Genomic DNA, 22,814 nt, shown 5'->3' with positions numbered 1-22,814 from the left:
CGTGTTGATATTTGAGGCATAAACAATGCTGTTATCAGAGCAGGCTTACAAGAAGATCGATCGCGAACTCGCGAAATTCCCCGCAGACCAAAAGCAATCCGCCGTGATGGCAGCACTTGCCATTGCTCAGGATGAGAAGGGCTGGCTGGCTCCAGAGGTATTGCAGGATGTGGCAGATTATCTCGGCATGACCGCTATTGCGGTGCAAGAGGTCGCGACTTTCTACAACATGTACAACACGAAGCCGGTCGGAAAGTACAAGATTTCTGTTTGCACTAATCTGCCGTGCGTGCTATCCGGTGGGGAAAAAGCTGCTCACTACCTGAAGCAAAAGCTTGGAATTGATTACAAGGAAACCACGTCGGATGGTCAATTTACCTTGATTGAAGGTGAATGCATGGGAGCCTGTGGTGATGCGCCGGTCATGTTGGTCAACAACAAGCGAATGTGCAGCTTCATGTCTAACGAAAAAGTGGATGCGCTGGTAGAGGAGTTGAAGAAATGACTTGTCTGCATGATCGGCACATCAATCCTCTGATTCTTGCGGACCTTGATGGCAGCAATTGGCATTTGGCAGACTACGTCAAGCGTGGCGGCTATGAAGCGCTTAAGCGGATTCTGAATGAAAAAATCACGCCCGAACAAGTCATCGCGGAACTGAAGGCGTCATCCTTGCGTGGTCGTGGCGGTGCGGGTTTTCCGACTGGCTTGAAATGGAGTTTCATGCCGCGTCAGTTCCCCGGTCAAAAATATCTGGTCTGTAATACGGATGAAGGCGAGCCAGGCACGTTCAAGGACCGAGACATCATTCGCTACAACCCGCACGCGCTGATCGAAGGCATGGCAATCGGTGCGTATGCGATGGGTATCACTGTCGGGTACAACTATATCCACGGCGAAGTCTGGGCAGAGTACGATCGCTTTGAACAAGCGCTGGAAGAGGCTCGTGCTGCTGGTTTCCTTGGTGACAGGATCATGGGCAGTGACTTTAATTTCCAGTTGCATGCGTTCCATGGTTACGGTGCGTATATCTGCGGTGAAGAAACCGCACTGCTGGAGTCGCTGGAAGGAAAGAAAGGGCAGCCGCGCTTCAAACCGCCATTCCCGGCCAGCTATGGTTTGTACGGCAAGCCGACTACCATCAATAACACAGAAACTTTCGCCGCTGTTCCCTTTGTGATGCGCATGGGTGGTGAGGCCTATGCCGCGCTTGGAAAACCGAATAACGGTGGTACCAAGATTTTTTCGATGTCGGGTGACGTCGCGAAACCTGGCAATTATGAAGTTCCACTTGGAACTCCATTTGCCAAGCTGCTAGAACTGGCCGGCGGTATGCGCGATGGTAAAAAGATCAAAGCTGTGATCCCGGGCGGTTCATCGATGCCGGTGCTTACCGGTGATGTGATGATGGCGACCGATATGGATTACGACTCGATCGCAAAGGCCGGCTCAATGCTTGGATCCGGTGCAGTGATCGTGATGGATGAAACTCGCTGCATGGTCAAATCCTTGCTGCGTTTGTCGTACTTCTACTTCGAAGAATCCTGTGGCCAGTGCACGCCATGCCGTGAAGGCACGGGCTGGCTGTATCGGATGGTTCATAGAATTGAACACGGGCAAGGTCGCGAGGATGATCTGGACATGCTGAACTCGATCGCGGACAACATTCAGGGCCGCACGATTTGCGCGTTGGGAGACGCTGCCGCGATGCCGGTGCGTGCCATGATCAAGAATTTCCGTGAAGAGTTTGAGCATCACATCAAACACAAGCGCTGTATCGTGCCGGCGTACGTCTGATGGAATTGCGGTGCAAGGCGCGCACTGCAAGCAGCTTTTAAACGGTGCGCCCGACGCACCCTACAAATACTTGGGCAAGAAGCCATGGTTGAAATCGAAATAGACGGCAAAAAAGTCGAAGTGCAGGAAGGCAGCATGGTGATGGACGCTGCCAACAAGCTCGGCACCTATATTCCGCATTTTTGCTACCACAAGAAGCTATCCATTGCGGCCAACTGCCGTATGTGCCTGGTTGAAGTCGAGAAGGCTCCGAAACCTCTTCCTGCTTGTGCCACACCAGTAACAGCTGGCATGGTGGTGCGCTCCAATAGTGAGAAGGCAGTGAAGGCGCAAAAAGGGGTGATGGAATTCCTGCTGATTAACCATCCTCTCGATTGCCCGATCTGCGACCAGGGAGGGGAATGCCAACTACAGGACCTCGCTGTTGGTTACGGCCCATCGTCGTCTCGTTATGAAGAGGAAAAGCGCGTTGTGCCTCCCAAGGATGCTGGTCCGCTCATTTCGATGAACGAAATGAGCCGCTGCATCCATTGCACCCGTTGTGTCCGATTTGGCCAGGAGATTGCCGGCGTCATGGAATTCGGGATGCTCAATCGCGGCGAGCATTCGGAGATCACCACATTCGTCGACAAGACGGTCAATTCCGAGCTTTCGGGGAATATGATCGACCTGTGTCCGGTAGGAGCGCTGACATCGAAACCCTTCCGTTACAGTGCCCGGACATGGGAATTGTCGCGTCGCAAATCAGTAAGCCCGCATGACAGTCTTGGGTCGAATTTGATTGTACAGGTCAAGGCTGGCAAGGTAATGCGAGTACTGCCGCTGGAGAATGAAGCGGTCAACGAGTGCTGGCTGTCGGATCGTGACCGGTTTTCCTACGAAGGGCTGAACAGCGATGCTCGCTTGACCACGCCGATGATCAAGCAGGGCGGTCAATGGCAGGAAACCGATTGGCAGACCGCCCTCGAATATGTTGCGCACGGTTTGAAGAATATCCGCCATGAGCATGGCGCAGATGCAATTGCTGCACTCGCCACTCCATATTCCACATTGGAAGAGCTTGTGCTTCTGCAGAAAATGGTGCGAGGTCTTGGTTCCGACAATATCGATTTTCGCTTGCGTCAATCCGACTTTGCACTCGACGGCAAGATAACGCCGTGGTTGGGCATGTCGGTTCGGGAGTTTTCGCAGCTGAAACAGGTGTTCGTAATCGGCTCCTTCCTGCGCAAAGAACAACCATTGCTGGCTGCGCGCTTGCGACAGGCAGTGAAGCGCGGGGCCAAGGTCAGTGTCTTGCATGGCGCAGATGACGATTTGTTGATGCCGCTTGCCGGCAAGATGATTCAAGCGCCATCCACATGGTTGTCTGTCCTGGCGCAAGTGATAGTTGCCGTGGCGCGGGCAAAAGGGATGTCGGTGCCGGCAGGCTTTGAACACATCGAACCATCTGTGGAAGCCGGGCAGGTCGCGGCAAATCTGCTTTCCGGTGGTACCAAAGCTGTTTTGCTCGGTAATGCTGCAGCCCGGCATCCACAGGCATCGCAGCTGCATGCTGCTGCTCAATGGATTGCGCAGAACACGGATGCCAAGTTCGGTTATCTCACCGAAGGCGCGAATGCGGTCGGCGGTTATATGGCGAATGCAATTCCCCATACGGGTGCCAATGCGTTGGCGGCATTTGCTCAACCTCGCAAAGCATACCTTTTGCTCCATGCGGAACCGGAGTTGGATACGTTCAATCCGGCGGTAGCACGCGCTGCCCTCGATCAGGCCGAGATGGTAGTAGCGCTTTCACCTTTCAAACACGGGTTGGATTACGCGGATGTCTTGTTGCCGATCGCGCCATTCTCGGAGACTTCCGGCACGTTTGTTAATGCAGAGGGACGCATTCAGAGCTTTAACGGCAGCGTCAAGCCCTTGGCTGAAACGCGTCCCGCGTGGAAAGTGCTTCGCGTGCTTGGAAATCTGCTTGGCTTGGAAGGTTTTGATTTCGAAACCTCGGAAGCCATTCGCAACGAAGTGCTTGGCACCCAATCCATCACGGATTTCGATCTCACCGGCCATTTGAACAACATTGTCGATATTCACCCGCAGGCGGTTTCGATGATTGCGAACGACGGCGCCTTGGAACGCCTTGCGGACGTTCCAATCTACGCCAGCGATGCCATTGTCCGACGTGCAGATGCCTTGCAGCAGACAGTCGATGCGCAGGCACCGAAAGTCTGGATGTCCTCAGTCTTGGCGGAAAGGCTTGGCGTCGCTGACGGCGTTTCAGTAAGCGTGTCACAAGGGCAGGGCAAGGCGATCCTGATCGCTGCTGTCGATAGCCAATTGCCTGAGAATGTGGTTCGCCTGGCGGCAGCTCATGCTTCGACAGCAAGCCTGGGCGCGATGTTTGGTCCAATCAGTGTGGAGAAAGCATGATGGACCAAATGTTTGCGACGATACATGCAACCGGACAAAGCTGGTTCGGTTTTCTCTGGCCACTGGTCTGGAATCTGGTAAAGATTGTCGCCGTCGTGTTGCCATTGATGGGGTGCGTTGCATACCTGACGCTGTGGGAACGCAAGATGATTGGTTGGATGCATATTCGTCTCGGGCCGAATCGCGTGGGTCCAGCCGGCTTGCTGCAGCCGGTTGCCGATGCATTGAAGTTGCTGCTGAAGGAAATTGTTATACCGGCGCGCGCCAACAAAGCCTTGTTCGTTATCGCTCCGATCATGACGATCATGCCAGCACTTGCGGCGTGGGCTGTCGTGCCTTTCGGACCCGACCGGGTGCTGGCCAATGTCAATGCCGGCTTGCTGTTCGTGATGGCGATCACCTCGATGGAAGTCTATGGCGTGATCATTGCCGGTTGGGCGTCGAACTCGAAATATGCATTTCTGGGAGCGATGCGCGCATCGGCTCAGATGGTTTCTTATGAAATCGCGATGGGTTTCGCTCTGGTGATTGTGCTGATGGTATCGGGCAGCCTCAATCTCACGGATATCGTCATGGCACAAAATACAGGCCATTTCGCGAGCATAGGCCTGACTTTCCTGTCGTGGAATTGGCTGCCCTTGCTGCCAATTTTTGTGATCTACGTCATCTCCGGAATTGCCGAAACGAATCGTCATCCGTTCGACGTTGTAGAGGGGGAGTCGGAAATTGTGGCTGGCCATATGGTGGAGTATTCCGGCATGTCGTTCGCGATGTTCTTCCTCGCGGAGTACGCCAACATGATTCTGATATCCGCCTTGGCGTCCTTGATGTTCCTTGGCGGTTGGGCTGCGCCGGTGGCTTTCCTTGATTGGATCCCGGGCTGGATCTGGCTGGGAATCAAGACGTTCTTTGTTGTGTCGTTGTTTATCTGGGCGCGTGCTTCGTTCCCGCGCTATCGATATGACCAGATCATGCGCTTGGGCTGGAAAGTGTTTATTCCGCTTACGCTGGCCTATCTGCTGATCGTGGCCATCTGGATTCAGACACCTTGGAATATTTGGAAGTAAAGTTAAAGAGGCTTATAGCAAATGGAAGCCATTAAAGATTTCTTCGGCAGCTTGATGCTCCGAGAGCTGCTCAAAGGTCTTGCGTTGACCGGCCGGTACATGTTCGCGCGCAAGATCACAGTGCAATTCCCGGAAGAAAAGACTCCGCTGTCGCCACGTTTCCGCGGTCTGCATGCACTGCGTCGCTATCCGAATGGGGAAGAGCGTTGCATTGCCTGCAAATTGTGCGAGGCAGTTTGCCCGGCATTGGCCATTACCATCGAATCCGAGCAGCGCGATGATGGGACTCGCCGTACGACGCGCTACGACATCGATTTGACCAAATGTATTTTTTGTGGGTTTTGCGAGGAATCGTGTCCTGTCGATTCGATTGTCGAGACGAATACTCTGGAATATCACGGTGAAAAACGTGGTGATCTTTACTACACCAAGGAGATGTTGCTGGCTGTAGGCGATCGCTATGAGAAGGAAATCGCGGCTGCGCGCGCCGCTGATGCACCGTATCGCTAATTCTGCCAAATCCAGTCCGCAGCCAGTCGTCTTTAATGGTCCATTATGGAATTTAAAACTGCCTTGTTCTACGCGTTCTCGGTGATTCTTGTTCTCGCCGCAACGCGTGTAATCACGGATCGCAATCCGGTCCATGCCGCACTGTTTCTGGTGCTGTCGTTCTTTTCAGCGGCTGCCATCTGGTTATTGCTGAAGGCCGAGTTCCTCGCCATCGTGCTGGTACTGGTTTATGTTGGAGCGGTAATGGTGCTGTTCCTGTTTGTCGTCATGATGCTGGATATTAATATTGACAAGATGCGTGAGGGATTCTGGGGGTATTTCCCTCTTGCGGCGACAATCGGGGTAGTCATCGTACTTGAGATGGCGGCCGTGCTGTTGCACGGATTCTGGGCACTCGACGCGCAGATTCCGGCAGCGTCTGCGAATATCGGCAATACCAAGGAACTGGGCAAGCTGATCTATACGCAGTATGTGTTCGCATTTGAGATCGCTGCTGTCGTGTTGCTGGTCGCGATTGTTGCTGCTGTCGCGCTGACTCTGCGCCGCCGCAAGGACATCAAGTATTTTGATCCGGCCGCCGCCGTCAAGGTCAAACGCAATGACCGCATTCGCATTGTCAGCATGAGGGCCGAGTCCGAGCGGGCAAATGGCAACGCAACATCCGCTGCATCGACAGCGGAGCAAAAATAAGGGAGAGCATACGTGGTCCTGTCGCTCGCACATTATCTGATTCTCGGCGCAATCCTGTTCGCCATTTCAGTGGTCGGTATTTTTCTGAACCGGAAGAACATCATCATCTTGTTGATGGCAATCGAATTGATGCTGTTGGCTGTCAACATGAATTTCGTCGCGTTTTCCCATTACCTGGGGGATGCTGCCGGGCAGATTTTCGTTTTCTTCATCCTTACTGTGGCTGCTGCGGAATCCGCAATCGGTCTCGCCATTCTGGTGGTTTTGTTCCGTAATCTGGACACCATCAATGTCGAAGATCTCGACAGTCTCAAGGGTTAACTACAAAAAATAACGTTAAGGTCCACTATGGCGGGGCAACTCAACCCTAACCTTCTCTTGGCTGTGCCACTTGCACCACTGGTGGGCTCTGCAATCGCAGGGCTGTTTGGTACAAAGTTCTTTGGCAACAAGGTCGGCCGCACTGCGTCACATTCGGTAACGATACTGGGGGTGCTGATCGCCTTCATCATTTCGTGCCAAACACTGCTGGCGGTCATGGATGGCGCAACCTATAACGGCACTCTCTACGAGTGGATGAACGTTGGCGGCATCAAGCTCGAAATCGGCTTCCTGGTTGACAGCCTTACCGCGATGATGATGTGCGTAGTGACCTTTGTGTCACTGATGGTGCACATTTATACCATCGGCTACATGGCCGACGATGAGGGTTACAACCGCTTTTTCTCCTACATTTCGCTCTTTACCTTCTCGATGCTCATGCTGGTAATGAGCAATAACTTCCTGCAGCTGTTCTTTGGCTGGGAAGCAGTCGGGCTGGTTTCCTATTTGTTGATTGGTTTCTGGTACACACGACCGACCGCGATCTTCGCCAACATGAAAGCATTTTTGGTCAATCGTGTCGGCGACTTCGGCTTCATTCTCGGAATCGGCTTGCTGTTGGCATATGCCGGCTCCATGAATTACGGGGAAGTGTTCGCCCGGAAGGACCAGCTTGCCACGCTGCTGTTGCCCGGCTCGAATTGGATGTTGCTGACGGTTGCCTGCATCTGCCTGTTTATCGGGGCGATGGGTAAATCGGCCCAGTTTCCACTGCATGTGTGGTTGCCTGACTCAATGGAAGGTCCGACACCGATCTCTGCACTGATCCACGCCGCGACAATGGTGACAGCAGGTATTTTCATGGTCGCCCGCATGTCACCTCTCTTCGAGTTGTCCGACACTGCCTTGTCGTTCGTGCTTGTCATCGGTTCCATCACTGCCCTGTTCATGGGCTTCCTTGGCATCATTCAGAATGACATCAAGCGCGTAGTGGCGTATTCCACCCTGTCTCAGCTTGGCTATATGACAGTTGCATTGGGTGCTTCCGCATATTCGATCGGCGTGTTTCACTTGATGACTCACGCCTTCTTCAAGGCCTTGCTGTTCCTGGCGGCAGGTGCAGTGATCATCGGCATGCATCACGATCAGGATATTCGGAACATGGGCGGCTTGCGCAAATACATGCCGATTACCTGGATCACGTCATTACTGGGTTCGCTCGCATTGATCGGCACGCCATTCTTTTCCGGCTTCTACTCGAAGGACAGCATTATCGAGGCAGTGCACCAGACTCACTTGCCGGGCGCGGGATTCGCCAATTTTGCCGTCTTGGCCGGTGTATTTGTCACCGCTTTTTATTCGTTCCGCATGTATTTCCTGGTATTCCACGGAGAGGAGCGTTTTGGCAAACCGCACGACGAACATCAGGATCACAGCCATGACGAACACAGCGATGAGCAGCATCATGGACTGGCGCCGGGCGAAAAGCCGCATGAAGCCCCGTGGGTTGTTACCGTCCCGCTGATTTTGCTGGCGATCCCATCAGTGGTGATCGGTTTCCTGACCATTGGCCCAATGCTGCATGGCGATTTCTTCAAAGGCGCGATCTTTGTGGGCGAGTCGCATCCTGCCATGACAGAGTTGGCTCACCACTTCCATGGTGCGGTGGCGATGGCTCTGCATGGATTTACCTCCTTGCCGTTTATGCTTGCCTTGGCCGGTGTAGTCTCGGCGTATTACTGCTATCTCGTCAATCCGAAAGTCCCAGCTTGGTTCTACAGCAAATTCCACGCGATTTATACGCTGCTCGACCAAAAATATTACATGGACAGGATCAATGAAGTTGTCTTTGCCGGTGGCGCGCGATTGCTGGGGGGGGGGCTCTGGAAAGTCGGCGATAGAACGCTGATTGATGGTCTGATCGTCAATGGCAGTGCCAAGATGGTGGGTTGGTTCTCAACTGTGGTACGCCATTTTCAATCCGGCTATATCTATCACTATGCGTTCGTGATGATTATCGGTGTCTTGGGCTTCCTGATCTATTTCATGCCTTTCCCCTCGTTTGCCAAATAAGTTGGCCAAGTAAAACCAATACAAACATGATGCAGTCAACTGTTCCTTATCTGAGCCTTGCGATCTGGTTGCCGATCGTATTTGGCCTGCTTGTTCTCGCAATCGGACGTGATGAAAATCCTGGCTTGGTCAGAAGCGTGTCATTGGTCGGTTCGATCGCCAGCTTTTTGGTAACACTGCCTCTGGTTCAGAACTTTGACAAGGCGGCGCACGGTTTTCAATTTGTTGAAAAGGCAGGCTGGATCGAGCGCTTCAATGTCAACTACTTCCTCGGGATTGATGGCATCTCGGTATGGTTCATCCTGCTGACTGCATTCATCACGATTATTGTCGTGATCGCCGGCTGGGAAGTGATTGAAAAGCGTGTTGCCCAGTACATGGGCGCGTTTCTGATCCTTTCCGGCTTGATGATCGGTGTGTTCTGTGCGCTGGATGGACTGCTGTTTTATGTGTTTTTTGAGGCGACGCTGATACCGATGTTCATCATCATCGGCGTGTGGGGCGGTGCAAACCGCGTATACGCCGCGGTGAAGTTCTTTCTCTATACCTTGCTTGGCTCGTTGCTGACGCTGGTTGCAATTTTGTATCTGTATTTCAAATCCGGCGGAAGCTTCGATATTCCGACATGGCATAAATTGCCATTGGCGTTGAATGAGCAGATCCTGATTTTCCTTGCGTTCCTGATGGCCTTTTCTGTCAAGGTGCCGATGTGGCCGGTGCATACCTGGCTGCCTGATGCTCACGTCGAGGCACCAACCGGCGGGTCTGTTGTGCTGGCAGCGATCATGCTGAAGCTTGGCGCGTACGGCTTTCTGCGATTCTCGTTGCCGATTACACCCGATGCAAGTCATGCGCTATCGGGATTCATCATTACCTTGTCACTGATTGCCGTGATCTATATTGGCTTGGTTGCATTGGTTCAGGCAGATATGAAAAAACTGGTGGCATATTCCTCCATCGCGCACATGGGCTTTGTGACGCTCGGTTTCTTTGTCTTCAATGACATGGCGATGCAGGGCGGAATCATACAAATGATCTCCCACGGGTTTGTGTCGGGGGCGATGTTCCTTTGCATTGGTGTTTTGTATGATCGGATGCATTCCCGTGAGATAGCAGACTACGGTGGCGTCGTGAATACGATGCCGAAGTTTGCAACCTTCTTTGTTCTGTTCTCATTGGCTAATTGCGGATTGCCGGCGACATCCGGGTTCGTTGGCGAATTCATGGTGATTCTTGGTGCCGTCAAGTTCGATTTCTGGATCGGCCTGCTTGCAGCAACCGCACTCATTTTTGGAGCGGCGTATTCGTTGTGGCTGGTAAAGCGGGTGATCTTTGGTACGGTTGGCAATGAGCATGTGGCGCAACTGCAGGATTTGAGCAATCGCGAATTTTTCATGCTCGGATTACTGGCTATTGCCGTTATTGCAATGGGCGTATATCCGGCACCATTCACCGATCTGATGCAGACTTCAGTGGCTGATTTGCTCAAGCATGCTGCCATTTCAAAGATCAATTGAAGAGACACATAGCGAACGCACAGCTGAGCGCTCATTAGCGACGACGACATGAACAATATAAATCTTGCACCGACCTATCCTGAAATCTTCCTGCTGGTCGCCGCGTCCGCAATCTTGTTGATTGACATGTTTCTTGCCGATGCGAAAAGGAATATTACCTATTTGCTGACGCTTGCCACGCTGGCTGTCTGTACTGCGTTGAGTCTTGCGGATATGAACAACGGGACAACGGTCTACACTTTCAGCAATATGTTCGTGTCGGATCCGATGTCGAGTCTGCTAAAAGTCTTTTCGTATGTCGCTGTTGCATTGACATTGATCTATTCTCGTCAGTACGCCACTGACCGTGGCATGCTGGGAGGTACCTTGGGCGGCGAGTTCTATGTTCTCGCGTTGTTCTCGTTGCTGGGGCAAATGGTCATGATTTCGGGGAATAACTTTCTGATTATTTACCTTGGCCTCGAACTGATGTCGTTATCCTTGTATGCCTTGGTGGCGCTGCGTCGCAGCAATGCGGTTTCTACCGAGGCAGCAATGAAGTACTTCATTCTCGGCGCATTGTCGTCGGGCTTTCTTCTCTATGGCATGTCGATGCTGTATGGCGCTACCGGCTCGCTCGACTTGAGTGAAGTTGCGAAAGTCACAGCGTCGGGGACGGTTAACAAGACAATACTTGTTTTCGGTGTGGTTTTTCTGGTTTCGGGTCTTGCCTTCAAGCTTGGCGTCGTGCCATTTCACATGTGGGTGCCTGACGTGTATCAGGGCGCACCGACAGCTGTCACCTTGTTGCTGGGAGGTGCGCCGAAACTGGCCGCCTTCGCAATCTGCATTCGGCTGTTGGTGGAAGGTTTGCTGCCGCTTGCAATCGACTGGCAGCAGATGCTGACCATCATGGCGGTATTGTCGATGGTAATTGGCAATATCACTGCGATTGCGCAAACGAATCTGAAGCGCATGCTGGCGTACTCGACCATTGCGCAAATGGGCTTCATGCTGCTTGGTCTGTTGTCTGGCGTTGTCAATGGAAATGCCAACTCTGCGGCGAACGCATACAGCTCCGCACTGTTCTATTCGATCACCTATGTATTGACGACACTAGCGACATTCGGCGTGATCATGTTGCTGGCGCGTGCAGGATTCGAAGCCGAGAATATTGATGATTTCAAAGGGCTGAATCAACGTAGTCCATGGTTCGCCTTCGTCATGCTTATCTTGATGTTCTCGTTGACCGGTATTCCGCCGACTGCCGGTTTCTACGCCAAGCTGTCGGTGTTGCAAGCCGTGTTGGGTACAGGCCAAGTCTGGCTCGCAGTATTCTCCGTGCTGTTGTCTCTGATCGGCGCTTTCTATTATCTGCGTGTAGTCAAAGTCATGTATTTCGACGATGCAGTCGACACGACGCCTATCGCGACCAGCAAAGACATGAGCGTGGCCCTTAGTGTCAACGGCCTTGCCATTCTTGCGCTCGGTATATTGCCGGGGCCGTTGATGGCAATTTGCGCCACGTCGATCGTCAAGACGCTGGCCGGATAACCTATTCAAGTGGATGTTTCCCTTTCAAGCTGGTTCGTGATTTTGCTGGCGCTGATTGCCGCAAACTTGCCGTTTCTGAATGAGCGGATGTTTGCGGTGATTCCTTTGTCTCATTTGACAAAACCGTTCTGGTTGCGCCTGGTTGAGCTGCTTGTTCTATACGCGGTGATTCGCGGTATCGCTTATTTGCTTGAAGCGCATGCCGGTAACGTGTTTCCACAGCGTTGGGAATTCTATGCGATCACTGCCTGTCTCTTTATTGTATTTGCGTTTCCGGGCTATGTATTCCGCTATTTGCGCAAGCGACATGGTTGATTGAGCGGATATGCATGCGGAGCTTGGGCTGGCGGATTGAACTCATATTTCGACAGGATTTGATGCATGGACAAGCATTTAAGGGAAACACAGGTCGATAGCATCGAGACGTATAACGGCCATTTTCTGAAAATCCAAAGCGACACGGTAAAGCTGCCTGACGGAAAAAGTGCTACACGAGAATACGTCAAGCATCCCGGCGCAGTTGTCATTCTGCCTCTGTTCGACGATGGATCCGTGCTTTTGGAGCGGCAATTCCGCTATCCACTGGATCAGGTCTTCATTGAATTTCCAGCTGGAAAAATCGATCCTGACGAAGATCCTTTGGTTTGTGCAAAGCGCGAATTGCAGGAAGAAACCGGATATATCGCGGCGGATTGGAAATTTGTTTGCACCATACATAATGCAATCGCATATTCCAATGAGCATCTCGATATTTTTCTTGCGCGTGGTCTGATCGCAGGTGAGCGTCAACTTGACGATGGGGAATTCCTCGAAACGTTCAAGGCATCGGCTCCTGAAATGCTGGCGTGGGTCCGAGAAGGAAAGATTACGGATGTGAAAACCGTGATTGGCGCATTTTGGCTGGACAAGATGCTAAACGAACAATGGCCGCTTTAGTTCCAAAGGAACCCTTGCCGAACTCCGCATCATCTTGATGACCGGGGCCGTCAGCGGACCTTTGTAGAGGGAACAGGTGTAAAAAAAGCCGCAATTGCGGCTTTTTTTCTACATGCCTGAATAGTTCGGTCCGCCGCCGCCTTCCGGCGTCACCCATACGATATTCTGGGTTGGATCCTTGATATCGCAGGTTTTGCAATGCACGCAGTTTTGGGCATTGATTTGCAGGCGATCTTCTCCGGCATCCGTTTTAACGAATTCGTACACACCGGCCGGGCAGTAGCGACTTTCGGGACCTGCGTAGGTAACTAGGTTGACCGCCACGGGCACTGCTTCATCCTTGAGGGTGAGATGAGCCGGCTGGTTTTCCTCATGGTTGGTGTTGCTGATGAATACAGAGGACAGGCGGTCGAAGCTAAGCTTGCCATCGGGCTTGGGGTAATCGATCTTTGGGCATTGGCTTGCCGGCTTCAGGTACGCATGATCGGGCTTGACGGCATGCAGAGTCCACGGGGGGCTTTGCACGCCGAGCTTGGGCAGCAGCCATTGCTCGATGCCGGTCATCAGATTGCCTACCAACTTGCCCTTCTTGAACCAGAGTTTGAAGTTGCGCGTCTGGTCAAGCTCCTCTTTCAGCCAGCTCTTTTCGAAAGCTGCAGGGAAGGCCGCCAGTTCGTCTTGGGCGCGGCCAGCCTTGAGCGCATCTGCCAGTGCCTCGGCGCACATCATGCCGGATTTGATTGCAGCATGACTACCCTTGATGCGTGCGGCATTCAGAAAGCCGGCGTCGCAGCCTACCAATGCCCCGCCGGGGAACACCGTCTTGGGCAGCGCTTGCGGCGTGCCGTTGTTGATCGCACGCGCGCCGTAGCCGATCCGCTTGCCACCCTCGATATGCGCCCGGATAGAGGGGTGCGTCTTCCAACGCTGCATCTCCTCGAAAGGGCTCATGTAGGGATTTTGGTAATCCAGTCCGATGACAAAACCCAGCGTGACCTTGTTGTCTTCCAGGTGATAGAGGAATCCGCCGCCAAAGGTGTCGTCAGTCATTGGCCAGCCAGCAGTATGGACAACCAGACCGGGTCTGGCTTTGGCTGGATCGATCTCCCACAACTCCTTGATGCCGATGGCATAGCTCTGCGGGTCTTTACCGTCGGTGAGCTTGAACTTTGCGATCAGCTCTTTGCCCAAATGGCCGCGAGCACCTTCGGCAAAAATCGTGTATTTGCCCAACAGCTCCATTCCGAGCTGGAAGTGGTCGGTGGGTTGCCCATCTTTGCCAATGCCCATGTTGCCCGTGGCTACACCCTTGACTCGACCCTGTTCGTCGTACAGCACTTCGGCTGCCGCGAAGCCCGGGAAGATTTCAACGCCAAGACTTTCTGCCTGTTGCGCCATCCACTTGACGACATTGCTCAATGAGATGACGTAGCAGCCATCATTGTGGAAATTGCGCGGAACCAGCCAATCAGGTGTTCGCGTTGCACCTGTCTCGGAGAGAAAAAGCACGTCGTCGCCGGTTACTGGCTGGTTCAGTGGCGCGCCAAGTTCCTTCCAGTTCGGGAACAGCTCTGTAATGGCGCGCGGATCCATTACGGCCCCCGACAGGATGTGTGCGCCAGGTTCCGAGCCCTTTTCAAGCAGGCACACTGAAATATCCATCCCGCGGTCCGCAGCCAATTGCTTCAGGTGAATTGCGGTGGCAAGGCCACCCGGGCCGCCGCCGACGATCACGACGTCATATTCCATCGAATCGCGGGGGCCATATTGTTCCAGGATGCTCTGGTTCTGACTTGACGTCATGTCTCTCCACCGTAAATTAAAATTATCGAACGAGTGTGCTAATTGTCGTGGATTTTGCGGCAGAATACTAGATAGGGCACTCTAATCCCTTGCCTTTCATGTAATGATAGCGCCACCGTCGGGTTGCAGAAGGCGGAGGGACAGCCGATAGAACAAGGAGAATTGCATGGGTATCGAATTCAACCTAGAGGGGAAGATCGCACTTGTGACAGGGGCGTCAAGCGGACTGGGCGCACGGTTCGCCAAGGTATTGGCGCAGGCCGGCGCTCAGGTCGTGCTTGCTTCACGCCGCGTTGAGCGACTCAAGGAGTTGCGTGCCGAAATCGAAGCCAATGGCGGGGCGGCGCATGTGGTGGCGCTGGACGTCACTGACTATGCGAGTATCAAGTCTGCCATTGCGCATGCCGAGACCGAAGCGGGGCCGATCGATATCCTGGTCAATAACTCCGGCGTATCGACAACGCAACGGCTGGTCGATGTGACTCCTGAAGACTATGCATTTGTCATGGATACCAACCAGCGCGGCGCATTTTTCGTCGCGCAGGAAGTCGCGAAGCGCATGATCGCGCGTGCCAAGGGTGATCCGAAAAAGCAGCACCGCATCATCAACATCGCCTCGGTCGCAGGCTTGCGCGTGCTGCCCCAGATCGGCATCTATTGCATGAGCAAGGCTGCAGTAGTGCATATGACGAAATCGATGGCAGTGGAGTGGGGAAGATATGGCATCAACGTGAACGCGATCTGCCCTGGCTACATCGGTACGGAAATCAATGCGGAACATTTCGAAAGCGAGCAGGGCAGTGCGTTGATCAATATGCTTCCGCGCAAACGCGTCGGCAAGCCTGAGGACCTGGATGGCTTGCTCCTGTTGCTGGCCGTTGACGAATCCCGTTTCATCAACGGTTCGATCGTCACTGCAGACGACGGCCTGAGCGTACAGTAGCGGCAAACGCGTCAGACGATATCCACCATGACAAGCAAAAGACTCGTTCATTCCGCACGGATGTCCATTCGTTGGGGCGACATGGATGCGATGGGACACGTGAACAATGCAACCTATTTTCGCTACCTTGAACAGGCGCGGATCGAATGGTTCACCGAGGTCGGTTGCGATCCCGATCCCGGCGGTGATGGTCCGGTCATCATCAATGCACATTGCACCTTCATTCGGCAGTTGAAATATCCGGGAGAAATCGAGGTGCTGACCTATGTCGGTCCGCCGGGGCGTTCCAGTTTCGAAACAATTCAGGAGATACGGCGGCTTGACCAACCGGACATCATTGCGGCACAGGGCGGTGCCAAAGTTGTGTGGGTGAATTTCCCGTCGGAAAAATCCATGCCGATGCCTGACTGGCTTCGCAGCTTGCTGGCCTCGGCGGAGACGTAGCAGACAGCTGGACGTTTTCAGCCGGTGACGCCGACCAGTCGGTGTACCAGTTCGCCCGATGTGGCCGCGGCAAATTTCTTCATCAGCTTGGCCCGGTGCATTTCCACTGTGCGCGGGCTCAAACCAATTTGCCGCGCTATCAATTTACTGGTCTTGCCTTCGACCAGCAACGCGGCGATTTCCCGTTCGCGCGGGGTCAGCACCGCCGTTACCGGGCGTTTCGAACTCAGATCCTCAAAAGTCCAAATGCCCGCGGCATGAGGATCGTTGTGGATCAAGGCGCAACCGGTGACATGGCACCAGAATAGATCCTGGTTGGCGCGTTTCATGATCCGTTCGTCTGAATAATGCCCCTTGGCGTTCATGATCGGCACGATGCGGGCACCCGTGCGTTCGAATTCGTCCATGGTCGGATACAGGACGAGCAAGGATTGCCCGACCAGTTCGCCTGCGGCGTACCCGAACATCGCGGCCAATGCGTCGTTGCACGCATGGATGACGCGATTCCGGGAAACACACATGCCAACCGGCGCGCGCAGGAAGATTGTCTCGTAGTCGATGATTGGTGGTGCGCTCATGGAGTCGGGGCGCCGCTTTATGGGTATAAGATTCGTATTGTTGTCAGGGAGCTCGCAGGCTGGCGAACCGCCAGCCGTTTTCTGAATTTCCAGACGATTGGATCGCAGTGCGTATTTTTACTGTATTGCATGCGCTAGTCCACCATCATATGCTGGCGGTCACGTTAAATAAGCCCTTTGAAGGGCACTTTCCACGAGAAGAGGGGTTGGTATGAACAAGGTTTATCCCGACGCTGCCAGCGCGCTGGCCGGCATTGTCAAGGACGGACAGACGATCGCCGTTGGCGGCTTTGGTCTGTGCGGCATTCCGGAAGCGCTGATCGAGGCGCTGCGTGATTCCGGTGCCAGGAATCTGACCGCGATTTCGAACAATGCCGGTGTCGATGGTTTCGGCCTCGGCCAGTTGCTAACGACGCGCCAGATCAGCAAGATGATTTCCTCGTACGTCGGCGAGAACAAGGAATTCGAGCGCCAGTATCTCGCTGGAGAGCTGGAGCTTGAATTCACGCCGCAGGGAACGCTCGCCGAAAAGCTGCGCGCCGGTGGTGCGGGCATCCCGGCCTTCTTCACCAAGACCGGTGTCGGCACCATCGTCGCTGATGGCAAGGAGGTGCGCGAATTCGACGGGCAGCGGTATGTGATGGAGCGTTCGCTGGTGGCGGATGTTTCCCTGGTCAAGGCCTACATGGCGGACAAGTCCGGCAACCTCGTGTATCGCAAGACCGCGCGCAACTTCAATCCGAATGTCGCGATGGCCGGCAAGATCACTGTCGTCGAAGTCGAAAAACTGGTCGAGGTAGGCGAAATCGATCCGGACGATGTCCATACCCCGGGCATTTTCGTGCATCGCATCGTGGTGAATGCGACGCCGGAAAAGCGTATTGAACAACGCACCACGCGTGCAAAGTAAGGGGAGAGCGAACATGGCATGGACTCGTGATGAAATGGCTGCGCGTGCAGCGAAGGAATTGCAAGACGGCTTCTATGTGAACCTGGGCATTGGGCTGCCGACGCTGGTCGCCAACTATGTGCCGAACGACATTGAAGTGTGGCTGCAGTCGGAAAACGGCCTGCTCGGCATCGGACCGTTCCCGACCGACGACGAAGTGGATCCGGATTTGATCAATGCCGGCAAGCAGACAGTGACGGCATTGCGCGGTTCATCGTTTTTCAGCTCTGCGGATTCATTTGCAATGATTCGCGGCGGCAAGATCAACATTGCCATCCTCGGCGCGATGCAAGTCAGTGAAACAGGCGATCTCGCCAACTGGATGATTCCCGGCAAGATGGTGAAGGGCATGGGCGGCGCAATGGATCTCGTCGCCGGCGTCGGTCGCGTGGTGGTGCTGATGGAGCATGTTGCCAAGGCCAAGGATGGCACGACCTCGCACAAGATATTGAAGAAGTGTGATCTGCCTCTTACCGGCGTTGGCGTGGTCAATCGCATCATCACTGATCTGGGTGTGATCGACGTGGCTGCGGGCGGGCTGAAACTCGTAGAGCTGGCACCGGGCGTGACGAAAGAAGAAGTACTCGAAAAAACCGGTGCAGAATTGGATGTCAGCACTATTCGTTGAATAGATAGCAGAGTCTGCAAGGTCAATGAAAAACGGCGCTTGAAACCAAGCGCCGTTTTCGTTTTTTAGTGAATCCGTGGGGGCGGGAAATCACCATGGCAACCATGAAAAGCGAAGCGCAAGCAGATTCCTGCGCGTCGATTCAAGCGAACGCAATACTTCGACCGCATTATTGCGCAACCCAGCCGCCATCCATATTCCAGGCAACACCGCGCACTTGACTCGCGGCATCGCTGGACAGGAATACTGCAAGCTCCCCCAGTTGCTGCGGTGTCACGAATTCACCGGAAGGCTGCTTTTCCATCAGCAGTCCCTTCTTGGCTTCTTCATTCGAAATACCTTGCTGCCTGGCGCGTGCATCGACTTGTTGTTGCACAAGCGGGGTTAATACCCAACCAGGGCAAATCGCATTACATGTGATCCCGCTATGCGCGTTTTCCAAGGCAGTGACTTTCGTCAGGCCGACAATGCCATGCTTGGCTGCAACGTAAGCCGATTTTTGTGCCGAGCCGATCAAGCCATGTACCGATGCAATATTGATGATGCGTCCCCAATTCTTCGCCTTCATCGCGGGCAATGCCAATCGGGTCGTGTGAAATGCCGAACTCAGATTGATGGCGATGATCGCATCCCATTTTTCGACAGGAAAATCTTCGATGTTTGCCACATGCTGGATGCCCGCGTTGTTCACAAGGATATCGACCGCGCCAAAGCGCTCCGCTGCGAATTGCATCATCGCTTCAATGTGTGCAGGCCTGGACATGTCCGCCCCGTGATATGCCGTTTCCACTCCATACTCTTTCTGCACATCGGCTTGCAGCGCTTCGATTTCCTTGGCGTCGCCGAAGCCATTGAAAACAATATTGCTGCCTTGCGCTGCAAATGATCTGGCGATGCCTAATCCAATGCCGGATGTCGAACCGGTGATCAGAGCTGTCTTACCTTTGAGCATGGTGCCTTGCATTTTGTCCTCGAGGAATGAAATTTTTGTTGGCAACGAACGATGTAGGATTTTAAGCCGAACGAACAGTAAAATGTCAGAACCATCATCCGGAAAACATAAAAATGACACAAGCGAAAATCCAATCCGTTCAATGTCTTTCTCCTGCAGGCTTGCATACGATGGCATACAAGGAATGGGGTGACCCGCACAATCCCGATGTGCTGGTTTGCGTGCATGGGGTGACGCGTGTTTCCGATGATTTCGACAATCTTGCACAGGAATTGTGCAAGGATTATCGAGTCATATGCCCGGATGTGGTGGGACGCGGACGCTCCAGTCGATTGCGCGATCCTCGCTATTATGTCGTGCCGCAATATGTCAGCGATATGGTCACGCTGTTGGCGCGACTGGATGCAACGACAGTGCATTGGGTCGGCACTTCGATGGGAGGCTTGATCGGGATGGGGCTTGCATCATTGCCTGAAAATCCGGTACGCAAACTGGTGTTGAACGATATCGGACCTGCCTTGAATTATTCTGCACTGGAGCGCATAGGCGGCTATATCGGTCAGGACATGCGGTTTGCGACATTCGACGAGGCTGCCAACTATATTCGGGGCATATCGCTGCCGTTCGGACCGCATACGGACGATGAATGGCGAAAAATCGCGGCTGACGTTCTGCAACAAGATCGCGATGGAAAATGGATCCGTCACTACGATCTGAATCTGGCAGTGCCATTCAAGTCGGTAACGCCCGCGAGTGCAAAGCAGGACGAGGCAATGCTATGGGCTGCATACGATGCGATCACCTGTCCCACGCTCCTGACACGCGGTGCCGAGTCCGACCTCTTGAGTCGCGATGTTGCGCAGGCGATGACGAAGCGCGGGCCGCAGTCAAGGCTGATGGAGTTTGCCGGTGTGGGCCATGCACCGACGTTCATGCATGCAGACCAGATCACGGCGGTGAAGGAATTCCTTCTCGCTTGAATCATTGCCGGAAAATTGAGTATTGAAAGAGAGTTCGAGCATCATGGAAATCAAACGTTTGCACGTCGGAAAAACCCTTTCAGAGACTGCCATTCACAATGGCACTGTCTACCTTGCCGGACAGATCGCTGTGGATGTCACGCAGAACATAGCGGGTCAGACGCGTGAAGTTCTCGGTCACATCGACCGTCTTTTGATAGAAGCGGGAAGCGACAAGTCGCGCATTTTGATGTGTCAGATTTTCATGGCGGATATCAAGGATTTCGATGGCATGAATGCAGTATGGAATGAATGGGTCGCCGACGGCAATGCGCCCCCGCGGGCCACCGTTGAAGCCCGGCTCGCCAAACCGGAGTGGCTGGTGGAAATGGTTGTGACGGCTGCGCAAAAGTAATCGACCAATGGTTTCTGTCGCCACAACACAACGCGATACGCACGCTCAACTGACCTCGGGCTTGACGGCAGAGGATGGGGCACGTGTGCTCGATGCATTCGCTTTCGTAAAACAGATCTATTCCGGAAAGACTATCGATACCGGGCAGGATGCATTCGCATTCGCGCAGGGGGTGGCAACGGTTTTGGCGCAACTCAATACCGATGTCGATGCACGTATTGCGGGCTTGCTATTCGAATTGCCGGCACTTGACGAGCAGGCCGCGAACAGTATCGAGCCGCGTTTCGGAACAGAGATTCTCGATTTCGTAACCGAGATACGCCAGCTCATGCGACTGCATGATCAGAGCTTCGGCTATCAGGAGATCGCACGCGGCAAGAACGCTTCACAGCAAGCCGCCGAGCAGCTTGAAGCATTGCGCAAAATGCTGCTGGCGATGGCATCCGATATGCGCGTCGTTCTGGTCCGGCTCGCAGCGCGCGTCACGAACCTGCGATATTTCTCCGAGTTGAAACTCGAAGACGACCGGACATATCAATACGCGCGTGTGACGCTCGATCTGTATGCGCCTCTGGCCAATCGCCTTGGCATCTGGCAATTGAAATGGGAGCTTGAAGACCTTGCGTTTCGCTTTCTTGAGCCGGCGACCTACAAGCGCATTGCCAAGATGCTTGAAGAAAAGCGCCGTGAACGCGAGGAGTTCGTCGGTGCTGCGATCGCGCGTCTGAAATCGGAACTCGCATCCGCGGGAATCAAGGCCGAGGTTTTCGGTCGGCCCAAACACATCTACAGCATCTGGAACAAGATGCGCGGCAAGTCGCTCGACTTCACCGAGTTGTACGATGTGCGTGCGTTCCGCGTGATTGTCGACGACATCAAGAGCTGTTACGACGTCCTCGGTCTGGTGCACAACATCTGGACGCCCATACCAGAGGAGTTTGACGACTATATTTCGCGACCGAAGCAGAACGGGTACCAATCGCTGCACACTGTTGTGATTGCGGAAGACGCTCGCGCACTGGAGGTGCAGATTCGTACGCAAGAGATGCATCGTTTTGCCGAATACGGTGTCGCCGCGCATTGGCGCTACAAGGAGACGGGCGGCTCCAATTTCGCGGCACAAAAATACGATGAAAAAATTGCGTGGCTGCGCCAGCTGCTGGCGTGGAAAAGCGAAGTGACGAATGCCGTGGTCGGTCAAGAGGAAATGCAACGCGAATGGGTCGAAAAGATCAAGGCGGCTTCGCTCGACGACCGTATCTACGTGCTCACGCCTCAGGCGCGCGTGATCGAATTGCCGAACGGCGCAACGCCGATCGACTTCGCCTACCACTTGCATACGAATATCGGTCATCGATGCCGCGGCGCCCGCATCAACGGTGCGATGGTCCCGCTCAACACGCAATTGAAGAATGGACAGACAGTTGAGATCATCACGGCGAGAGGAGGGGCTGCGCCAGGTGCTGTCGGTCCATCACGTGATTGGCTCAGTCCCGGTTACGTCGCCAGTCCGCGCACGCGCTCCAAAGTGCGTGCGTGGTTCAATGCGATCGAGCAGCAGGAAACGCTGTCGAATGGGCGCGGGCTGATAGAAAAGACGTTGCAACGCGAAGGCAAGACTGCAGTCAATCTGGAAGAGCTGGCGCACAAGCTCGGGTTCGCCAAAGTTGACGATCTGTTTCTTGCGGTCGGCAAGGAGGAGTTCAGCCTGAGGCATGTCGAGCAGGCATTGCGCGCTGACGACATGCACAAGAATGTCGCCAAGACACCGGAAAGCGATGCAGTTATTACTAACAAGAGCAGAGGATCGAGCGTTGCGCAAGGTGCACGATCGGGTGTGCTGGTGGTCGGCACCGATGGTTTGATGACGCAGCTCGCCAGATGTTGCAAGCCTGCTCCGCCGGACGAAATTGTCGGCTTCATCACGCGCGGCAAGGGAGTTTCAATCCATCGAGCGAATTGCAAGAATATCGCGCAGATGCGCCTCAAGTCGCAGGAGCGAGTCATCCAGACGACATGGGGTGCGCCTGGCAGGGAAACTGTTTATCCGGTGGATATTTTTGTGCTGGCCAATGACAGGCAGGGGTTGCTGAGAGATATTTCGGAAATTTTTTCGCGTGAAAAGATCAACGTGATTGGCGTCAGCACGCAGAGTGCGAAAGGGCAGGCGCGAATGTCCTTCACGGCAGAGATTGCGTCCACAGCACAACTGCAAAAGGCGCTGATGATCATTCGGGATGTGACTGGCGTGGTTGACGTCAACCGGCAGTGACGG

22 protein-coding genes are annotated in these 22,814 nt (G+C 53.9%); 19 read left to right on the top strand and 3 right to left on the bottom strand.

All coding sequences use genetic code 11. The annotated features are described in order from the left end of the window. The first annotated feature begins 25 nt into the window (after positions 1-25). The 12 genes from nuoE to D3870_RS10360 all read left to right on the top strand — a co-directional run bounded on the left by nuoE (position 26) and on the right by D3870_RS10360 (position 12,868). Entirely contained in the window at positions 26-505 is a 480-nt protein-coding gene (nuoE, locus tag D3870_RS10415; protein ID WP_119738880.1) for an NADH-quinone oxidoreductase subunit NuoE, read from the top strand. Beyond that, a complete protein-coding gene (nuoF, locus tag D3870_RS10410) occupies positions 502-1,797 on the top strand; it encodes an NADH-quinone oxidoreductase subunit NuoF (protein ID WP_119738878.1) in 1,296 nt (431 codons plus the stop codon). The genes nuoE and nuoF overlap by 4 nt, the downstream gene beginning before the upstream one ends. Before the next feature lie 84 nt (positions 1,798-1,881). After that, the gene (nuoG, locus tag D3870_RS10405) at positions 1,882-4,221 is read left to right on the top strand and encodes an NADH-quinone oxidoreductase subunit NuoG (RefSeq protein ID WP_119738877.1); all 2,340 of its coding nucleotides are present in this window, start codon (positions 1,882-1,884) and stop codon (positions 4,219-4,221) included. Further along, complete coding sequence (gene nuoH / locus D3870_RS10400) at positions 4,221-5,288, top strand: NADH-quinone oxidoreductase subunit NuoH (RefSeq protein WP_119738875.1); 1,068 nt, start codon at positions 4,221-4,223, stop codon at positions 5,286-5,288. Before nuoG ends, nuoH begins: the two co-directional genes overlap by 1 nt. 21 nt (positions 5,289-5,309) lie before the next feature. Further along, positions 5,310-5,798, top strand: a complete 489-nt coding sequence (gene nuoI / locus D3870_RS10395; RefSeq protein ID WP_119738873.1) for an NADH-quinone oxidoreductase subunit NuoI — start codon at positions 5,310-5,312, stop codon at positions 5,796-5,798. Positions 5,799-5,843: 45 nt separating this feature from the next. Beyond that, a complete protein-coding gene (locus tag D3870_RS10390) occupies positions 5,844-6,488 on the top strand; it encodes an NADH-quinone oxidoreductase subunit J (protein WP_119738871.1) in 645 nt (214 codons plus the stop codon). Between the two features lie 12 nt (positions 6,489-6,500). Then, the gene (gene nuoK, locus D3870_RS10385) at positions 6,501-6,809 is read left to right on the top strand and encodes an NADH-quinone oxidoreductase subunit NuoK (RefSeq protein ID WP_119738869.1); all 309 of its coding nucleotides are present in this window, start codon (positions 6,501-6,503) and stop codon (positions 6,807-6,809) included. A gap of 27 nt (positions 6,810-6,836) precedes the next feature. Then, positions 6,837-8,882: an NADH-quinone oxidoreductase subunit L gene (nuoL, locus tag D3870_RS10380; RefSeq protein WP_119738868.1), complete on the top strand. Its 2,046-nt coding sequence runs from the start codon at positions 6,837-6,839 to the stop codon at positions 8,880-8,882. Positions 8,883-8,908: 26 nt separating this feature from the next. After that, positions 8,909-10,399 carry an NADH-quinone oxidoreductase subunit M gene (locus tag D3870_RS10375; RefSeq protein WP_119738866.1) on the top strand — a complete coding sequence of 497 codons (1,491 nt, stop codon included), beginning with the start codon at positions 8,909-8,911 and terminating at the stop codon, positions 10,397-10,399. Positions 10,400-10,447: 48 nt separating this feature from the next. Beyond that, positions 10,448-11,932, top strand: a complete 1,485-nt coding sequence (gene nuoN / locus D3870_RS10370) for an NADH-quinone oxidoreductase subunit NuoN (protein WP_119738864.1) — start codon at positions 10,448-10,450, stop codon at positions 11,930-11,932. A 9-nt stretch (positions 11,933-11,941) separates the two neighbouring features. Next, entirely contained in the window at positions 11,942-12,247 is a 306-nt protein-coding gene (locus tag D3870_RS10365; RefSeq protein ID WP_119738862.1) for a DUF2818 family protein, read from the top strand. Positions 12,248-12,313: 66 nt separating this feature from the next. After that, positions 12,314-12,868 carry an NUDIX domain-containing protein gene (locus D3870_RS10360; RefSeq protein ID WP_119738860.1) on the top strand — a complete coding sequence of 185 codons (555 nt, stop codon included), beginning with the start codon at positions 12,314-12,316 and terminating at the stop codon, positions 12,866-12,868. 108 nt (positions 12,869-12,976) lie between these two features. Here D3870_RS10360 and D3870_RS10355 read toward each other — a convergent pair whose 3' ends face one another. Beyond that, a complete protein-coding gene (locus tag D3870_RS10355; protein WP_119738859.1) occupies positions 12,977-14,671 on the bottom strand; it encodes an electron transfer flavoprotein-ubiquinone oxidoreductase in 1,695 nt (564 codons plus the stop codon). A 166-nt stretch (positions 14,672-14,837) separates the two neighbouring features. Between D3870_RS10355 and D3870_RS10350 the strand changes: the two genes are divergently transcribed. Both D3870_RS10350 and D3870_RS10345 read left to right on the top strand, forming a co-directional pair. Further along, positions 14,838-15,614, top strand: a complete 777-nt coding sequence (locus D3870_RS10350; protein ID WP_119738857.1) for an SDR family oxidoreductase — start codon at positions 14,838-14,840, stop codon at positions 15,612-15,614. 27 nt (positions 15,615-15,641) lie between these two features. Then, positions 15,642-16,058 (top strand): acyl-CoA thioesterase, encoded by a 417-nt coding sequence (locus D3870_RS10345; protein ID WP_119738855.1) that lies wholly within the window; start codon positions 15,642-15,644, stop codon positions 16,056-16,058. A 17-nt stretch (positions 16,059-16,075) separates the two neighbouring features. Here D3870_RS10345 and D3870_RS10340 read toward each other — a convergent pair whose 3' ends face one another. Next, on the bottom strand, positions 16,076-16,636 hold the full coding sequence (locus D3870_RS10340; RefSeq protein WP_119738853.1) for a LuxR C-terminal-related transcriptional regulator: 561 nt from the start codon (positions 16,634-16,636) through the stop codon (positions 16,076-16,078). Between the two features lie 211 nt (positions 16,637-16,847). Here D3870_RS10340 and D3870_RS10335 point away from each other — a divergent pair, with 211 nt between their 5' ends. Together D3870_RS10335 and D3870_RS10330 are read left to right on the top strand one after the other, a co-directional pair. Then, complete coding sequence (locus tag D3870_RS10335; RefSeq protein WP_119738851.1) at positions 16,848-17,546, top strand: CoA transferase subunit A; 699 nt, start codon at positions 16,848-16,850, stop codon at positions 17,544-17,546. Positions 17,547-17,559: 13 nt separating this feature from the next. Continuing rightward, positions 17,560-18,213 carry a 3-oxoacid CoA-transferase subunit B gene (locus D3870_RS10330; protein ID WP_119738849.1) on the top strand — a complete coding sequence of 218 codons (654 nt, stop codon included), beginning with the start codon at positions 17,560-17,562 and terminating at the stop codon, positions 18,211-18,213. 169 nt (positions 18,214-18,382) lie between these two features. Here the strand turns inward: D3870_RS10330 and D3870_RS10325 are convergent, their stop codons facing one another. Further along, on the bottom strand, positions 18,383-19,177 hold the full coding sequence (locus tag D3870_RS10325; RefSeq protein WP_119738847.1) for a 3-hydroxybutyrate dehydrogenase: 795 nt from the start codon (positions 19,175-19,177) through the stop codon (positions 18,383-18,385). Positions 19,178-19,278: 101 nt separating this feature from the next. Here D3870_RS10325 and D3870_RS10320 point away from each other — a divergent pair, with 101 nt between their 5' ends. From D3870_RS10320 to D3870_RS10310, 3 genes are read left to right on the top strand one after another with little or no spacing between them, the layout of a single operon-like run. Next, positions 19,279-20,145 carry an alpha/beta fold hydrolase gene (locus D3870_RS10320; RefSeq protein ID WP_119738846.1) on the top strand — a complete coding sequence of 289 codons (867 nt, stop codon included), beginning with the start codon at positions 19,279-19,281 and terminating at the stop codon, positions 20,143-20,145. 43 nt (positions 20,146-20,188) lie between these two features. Beyond that, positions 20,189-20,539, top strand: coding sequence for a RidA family protein (locus D3870_RS10315; protein WP_119738844.1), 351 nt, complete (start codon positions 20,189-20,191; stop codon positions 20,537-20,539). A gap of 7 nt (positions 20,540-20,546) precedes the next feature. Continuing rightward, positions 20,547-22,811, top strand: a complete 2,265-nt coding sequence (locus tag D3870_RS10310) for a RelA/SpoT family protein (RefSeq protein ID WP_119738842.1) — start codon at positions 20,547-20,549, stop codon at positions 22,809-22,811. The last annotated feature ends 3 nt before the right edge of the window (positions 22,812-22,814 follow it).

This window comes from Noviherbaspirillum cavernae, from assembly GCF_003590875.1.
Lineage (GTDB): Bacteria > Pseudomonadota > Gammaproteobacteria > Burkholderiales > Burkholderiaceae_D > Noviherbaspirillum > Noviherbaspirillum cavernae.
The sequence above is the reverse complement of the archived record's forward strand: the minus strand, read 5'-3'. Positions and strand labels throughout refer to the sequence as shown.

Bases quoted from the DNA above. Each gene is read 5' to 3' on its own strand.
- nuoE (WP_119738880.1), top strand. From the start codon at position 26: ATGCTGTTATCAGAGCAGGCTTACAAGAAGATCGATCGCGAACTCGCG.
- nuoF (WP_119738878.1), top strand. From the start codon at position 502: ATGACTTGTCTGCATGATCGGCACATCAATCCTCTGATTCTTGCGGAC.
- nuoG (WP_119738877.1), top strand. From the start codon at position 1,882: ATGGTTGAAATCGAAATAGACGGCAAAAAAGTCGAAGTGCAGGAAGGC.
- nuoH (WP_119738875.1), top strand. From the start codon at position 4,221: ATGGACCAAATGTTTGCGACGATACATGCAACCGGACAAAGCTGGTTC.
- nuoI (WP_119738873.1), top strand. From the start codon at position 5,310: ATGGAAGCCATTAAAGATTTCTTCGGCAGCTTGATGCTCCGAGAGCTG.
- D3870_RS10390 (WP_119738871.1), top strand. From the start codon at position 5,844: ATGGAATTTAAAACTGCCTTGTTCTACGCGTTCTCGGTGATTCTTGTT.
- nuoL (WP_119738868.1), top strand. From the start codon at position 6,837: ATGGCGGGGCAACTCAACCCTAACCTTCTCTTGGCTGTGCCACTTGCA.
- D3870_RS10375 (WP_119738866.1), top strand. From the start codon at position 8,909: ATGATGCAGTCAACTGTTCCTTATCTGAGCCTTGCGATCTGGTTGCCG.
- nuoN (WP_119738864.1), top strand. From the start codon at position 10,448: ATGAACAATATAAATCTTGCACCGACCTATCCTGAAATCTTCCTGCTG.
- D3870_RS10360 (WP_119738860.1), top strand. From the start codon at position 12,314: ATGGACAAGCATTTAAGGGAAACACAGGTCGATAGCATCGAGACGTAT.
- D3870_RS10355 (WP_119738859.1), bottom strand. From the start codon at position 14,671: ATGACGTCAAGTCAGAACCAGAGCATCCTGGAACAATATGGCCCCCGC.
- D3870_RS10350 (WP_119738857.1), top strand. From the start codon at position 14,838: ATGGGTATCGAATTCAACCTAGAGGGGAAGATCGCACTTGTGACAGGG.
- D3870_RS10345 (WP_119738855.1), top strand. From the start codon at position 15,642: ATGACAAGCAAAAGACTCGTTCATTCCGCACGGATGTCCATTCGTTGG.
- D3870_RS10340 (WP_119738853.1), bottom strand. From the start codon at position 16,636: ATGAGCGCACCACCAATCATCGACTACGAGACAATCTTCCTGCGCGCG.
- D3870_RS10335 (WP_119738851.1), top strand. From the start codon at position 16,848: ATGAACAAGGTTTATCCCGACGCTGCCAGCGCGCTGGCCGGCATTGTC.
- D3870_RS10330 (WP_119738849.1), top strand. From the start codon at position 17,560: ATGGCATGGACTCGTGATGAAATGGCTGCGCGTGCAGCGAAGGAATTG.
- D3870_RS10325 (WP_119738847.1), bottom strand. From the start codon at position 19,177: ATGCAAGGCACCATGCTCAAAGGTAAGACAGCTCTGATCACCGGTTCG.
- D3870_RS10320 (WP_119738846.1), top strand. From the start codon at position 19,279: ATGACACAAGCGAAAATCCAATCCGTTCAATGTCTTTCTCCTGCAGGC.
- D3870_RS10315 (WP_119738844.1), top strand. From the start codon at position 20,189: ATGGAAATCAAACGTTTGCACGTCGGAAAAACCCTTTCAGAGACTGCC.
- D3870_RS10310 (WP_119738842.1), top strand. From the start codon at position 20,547: ATGGTTTCTGTCGCCACAACACAACGCGATACGCACGCTCAACTGACC.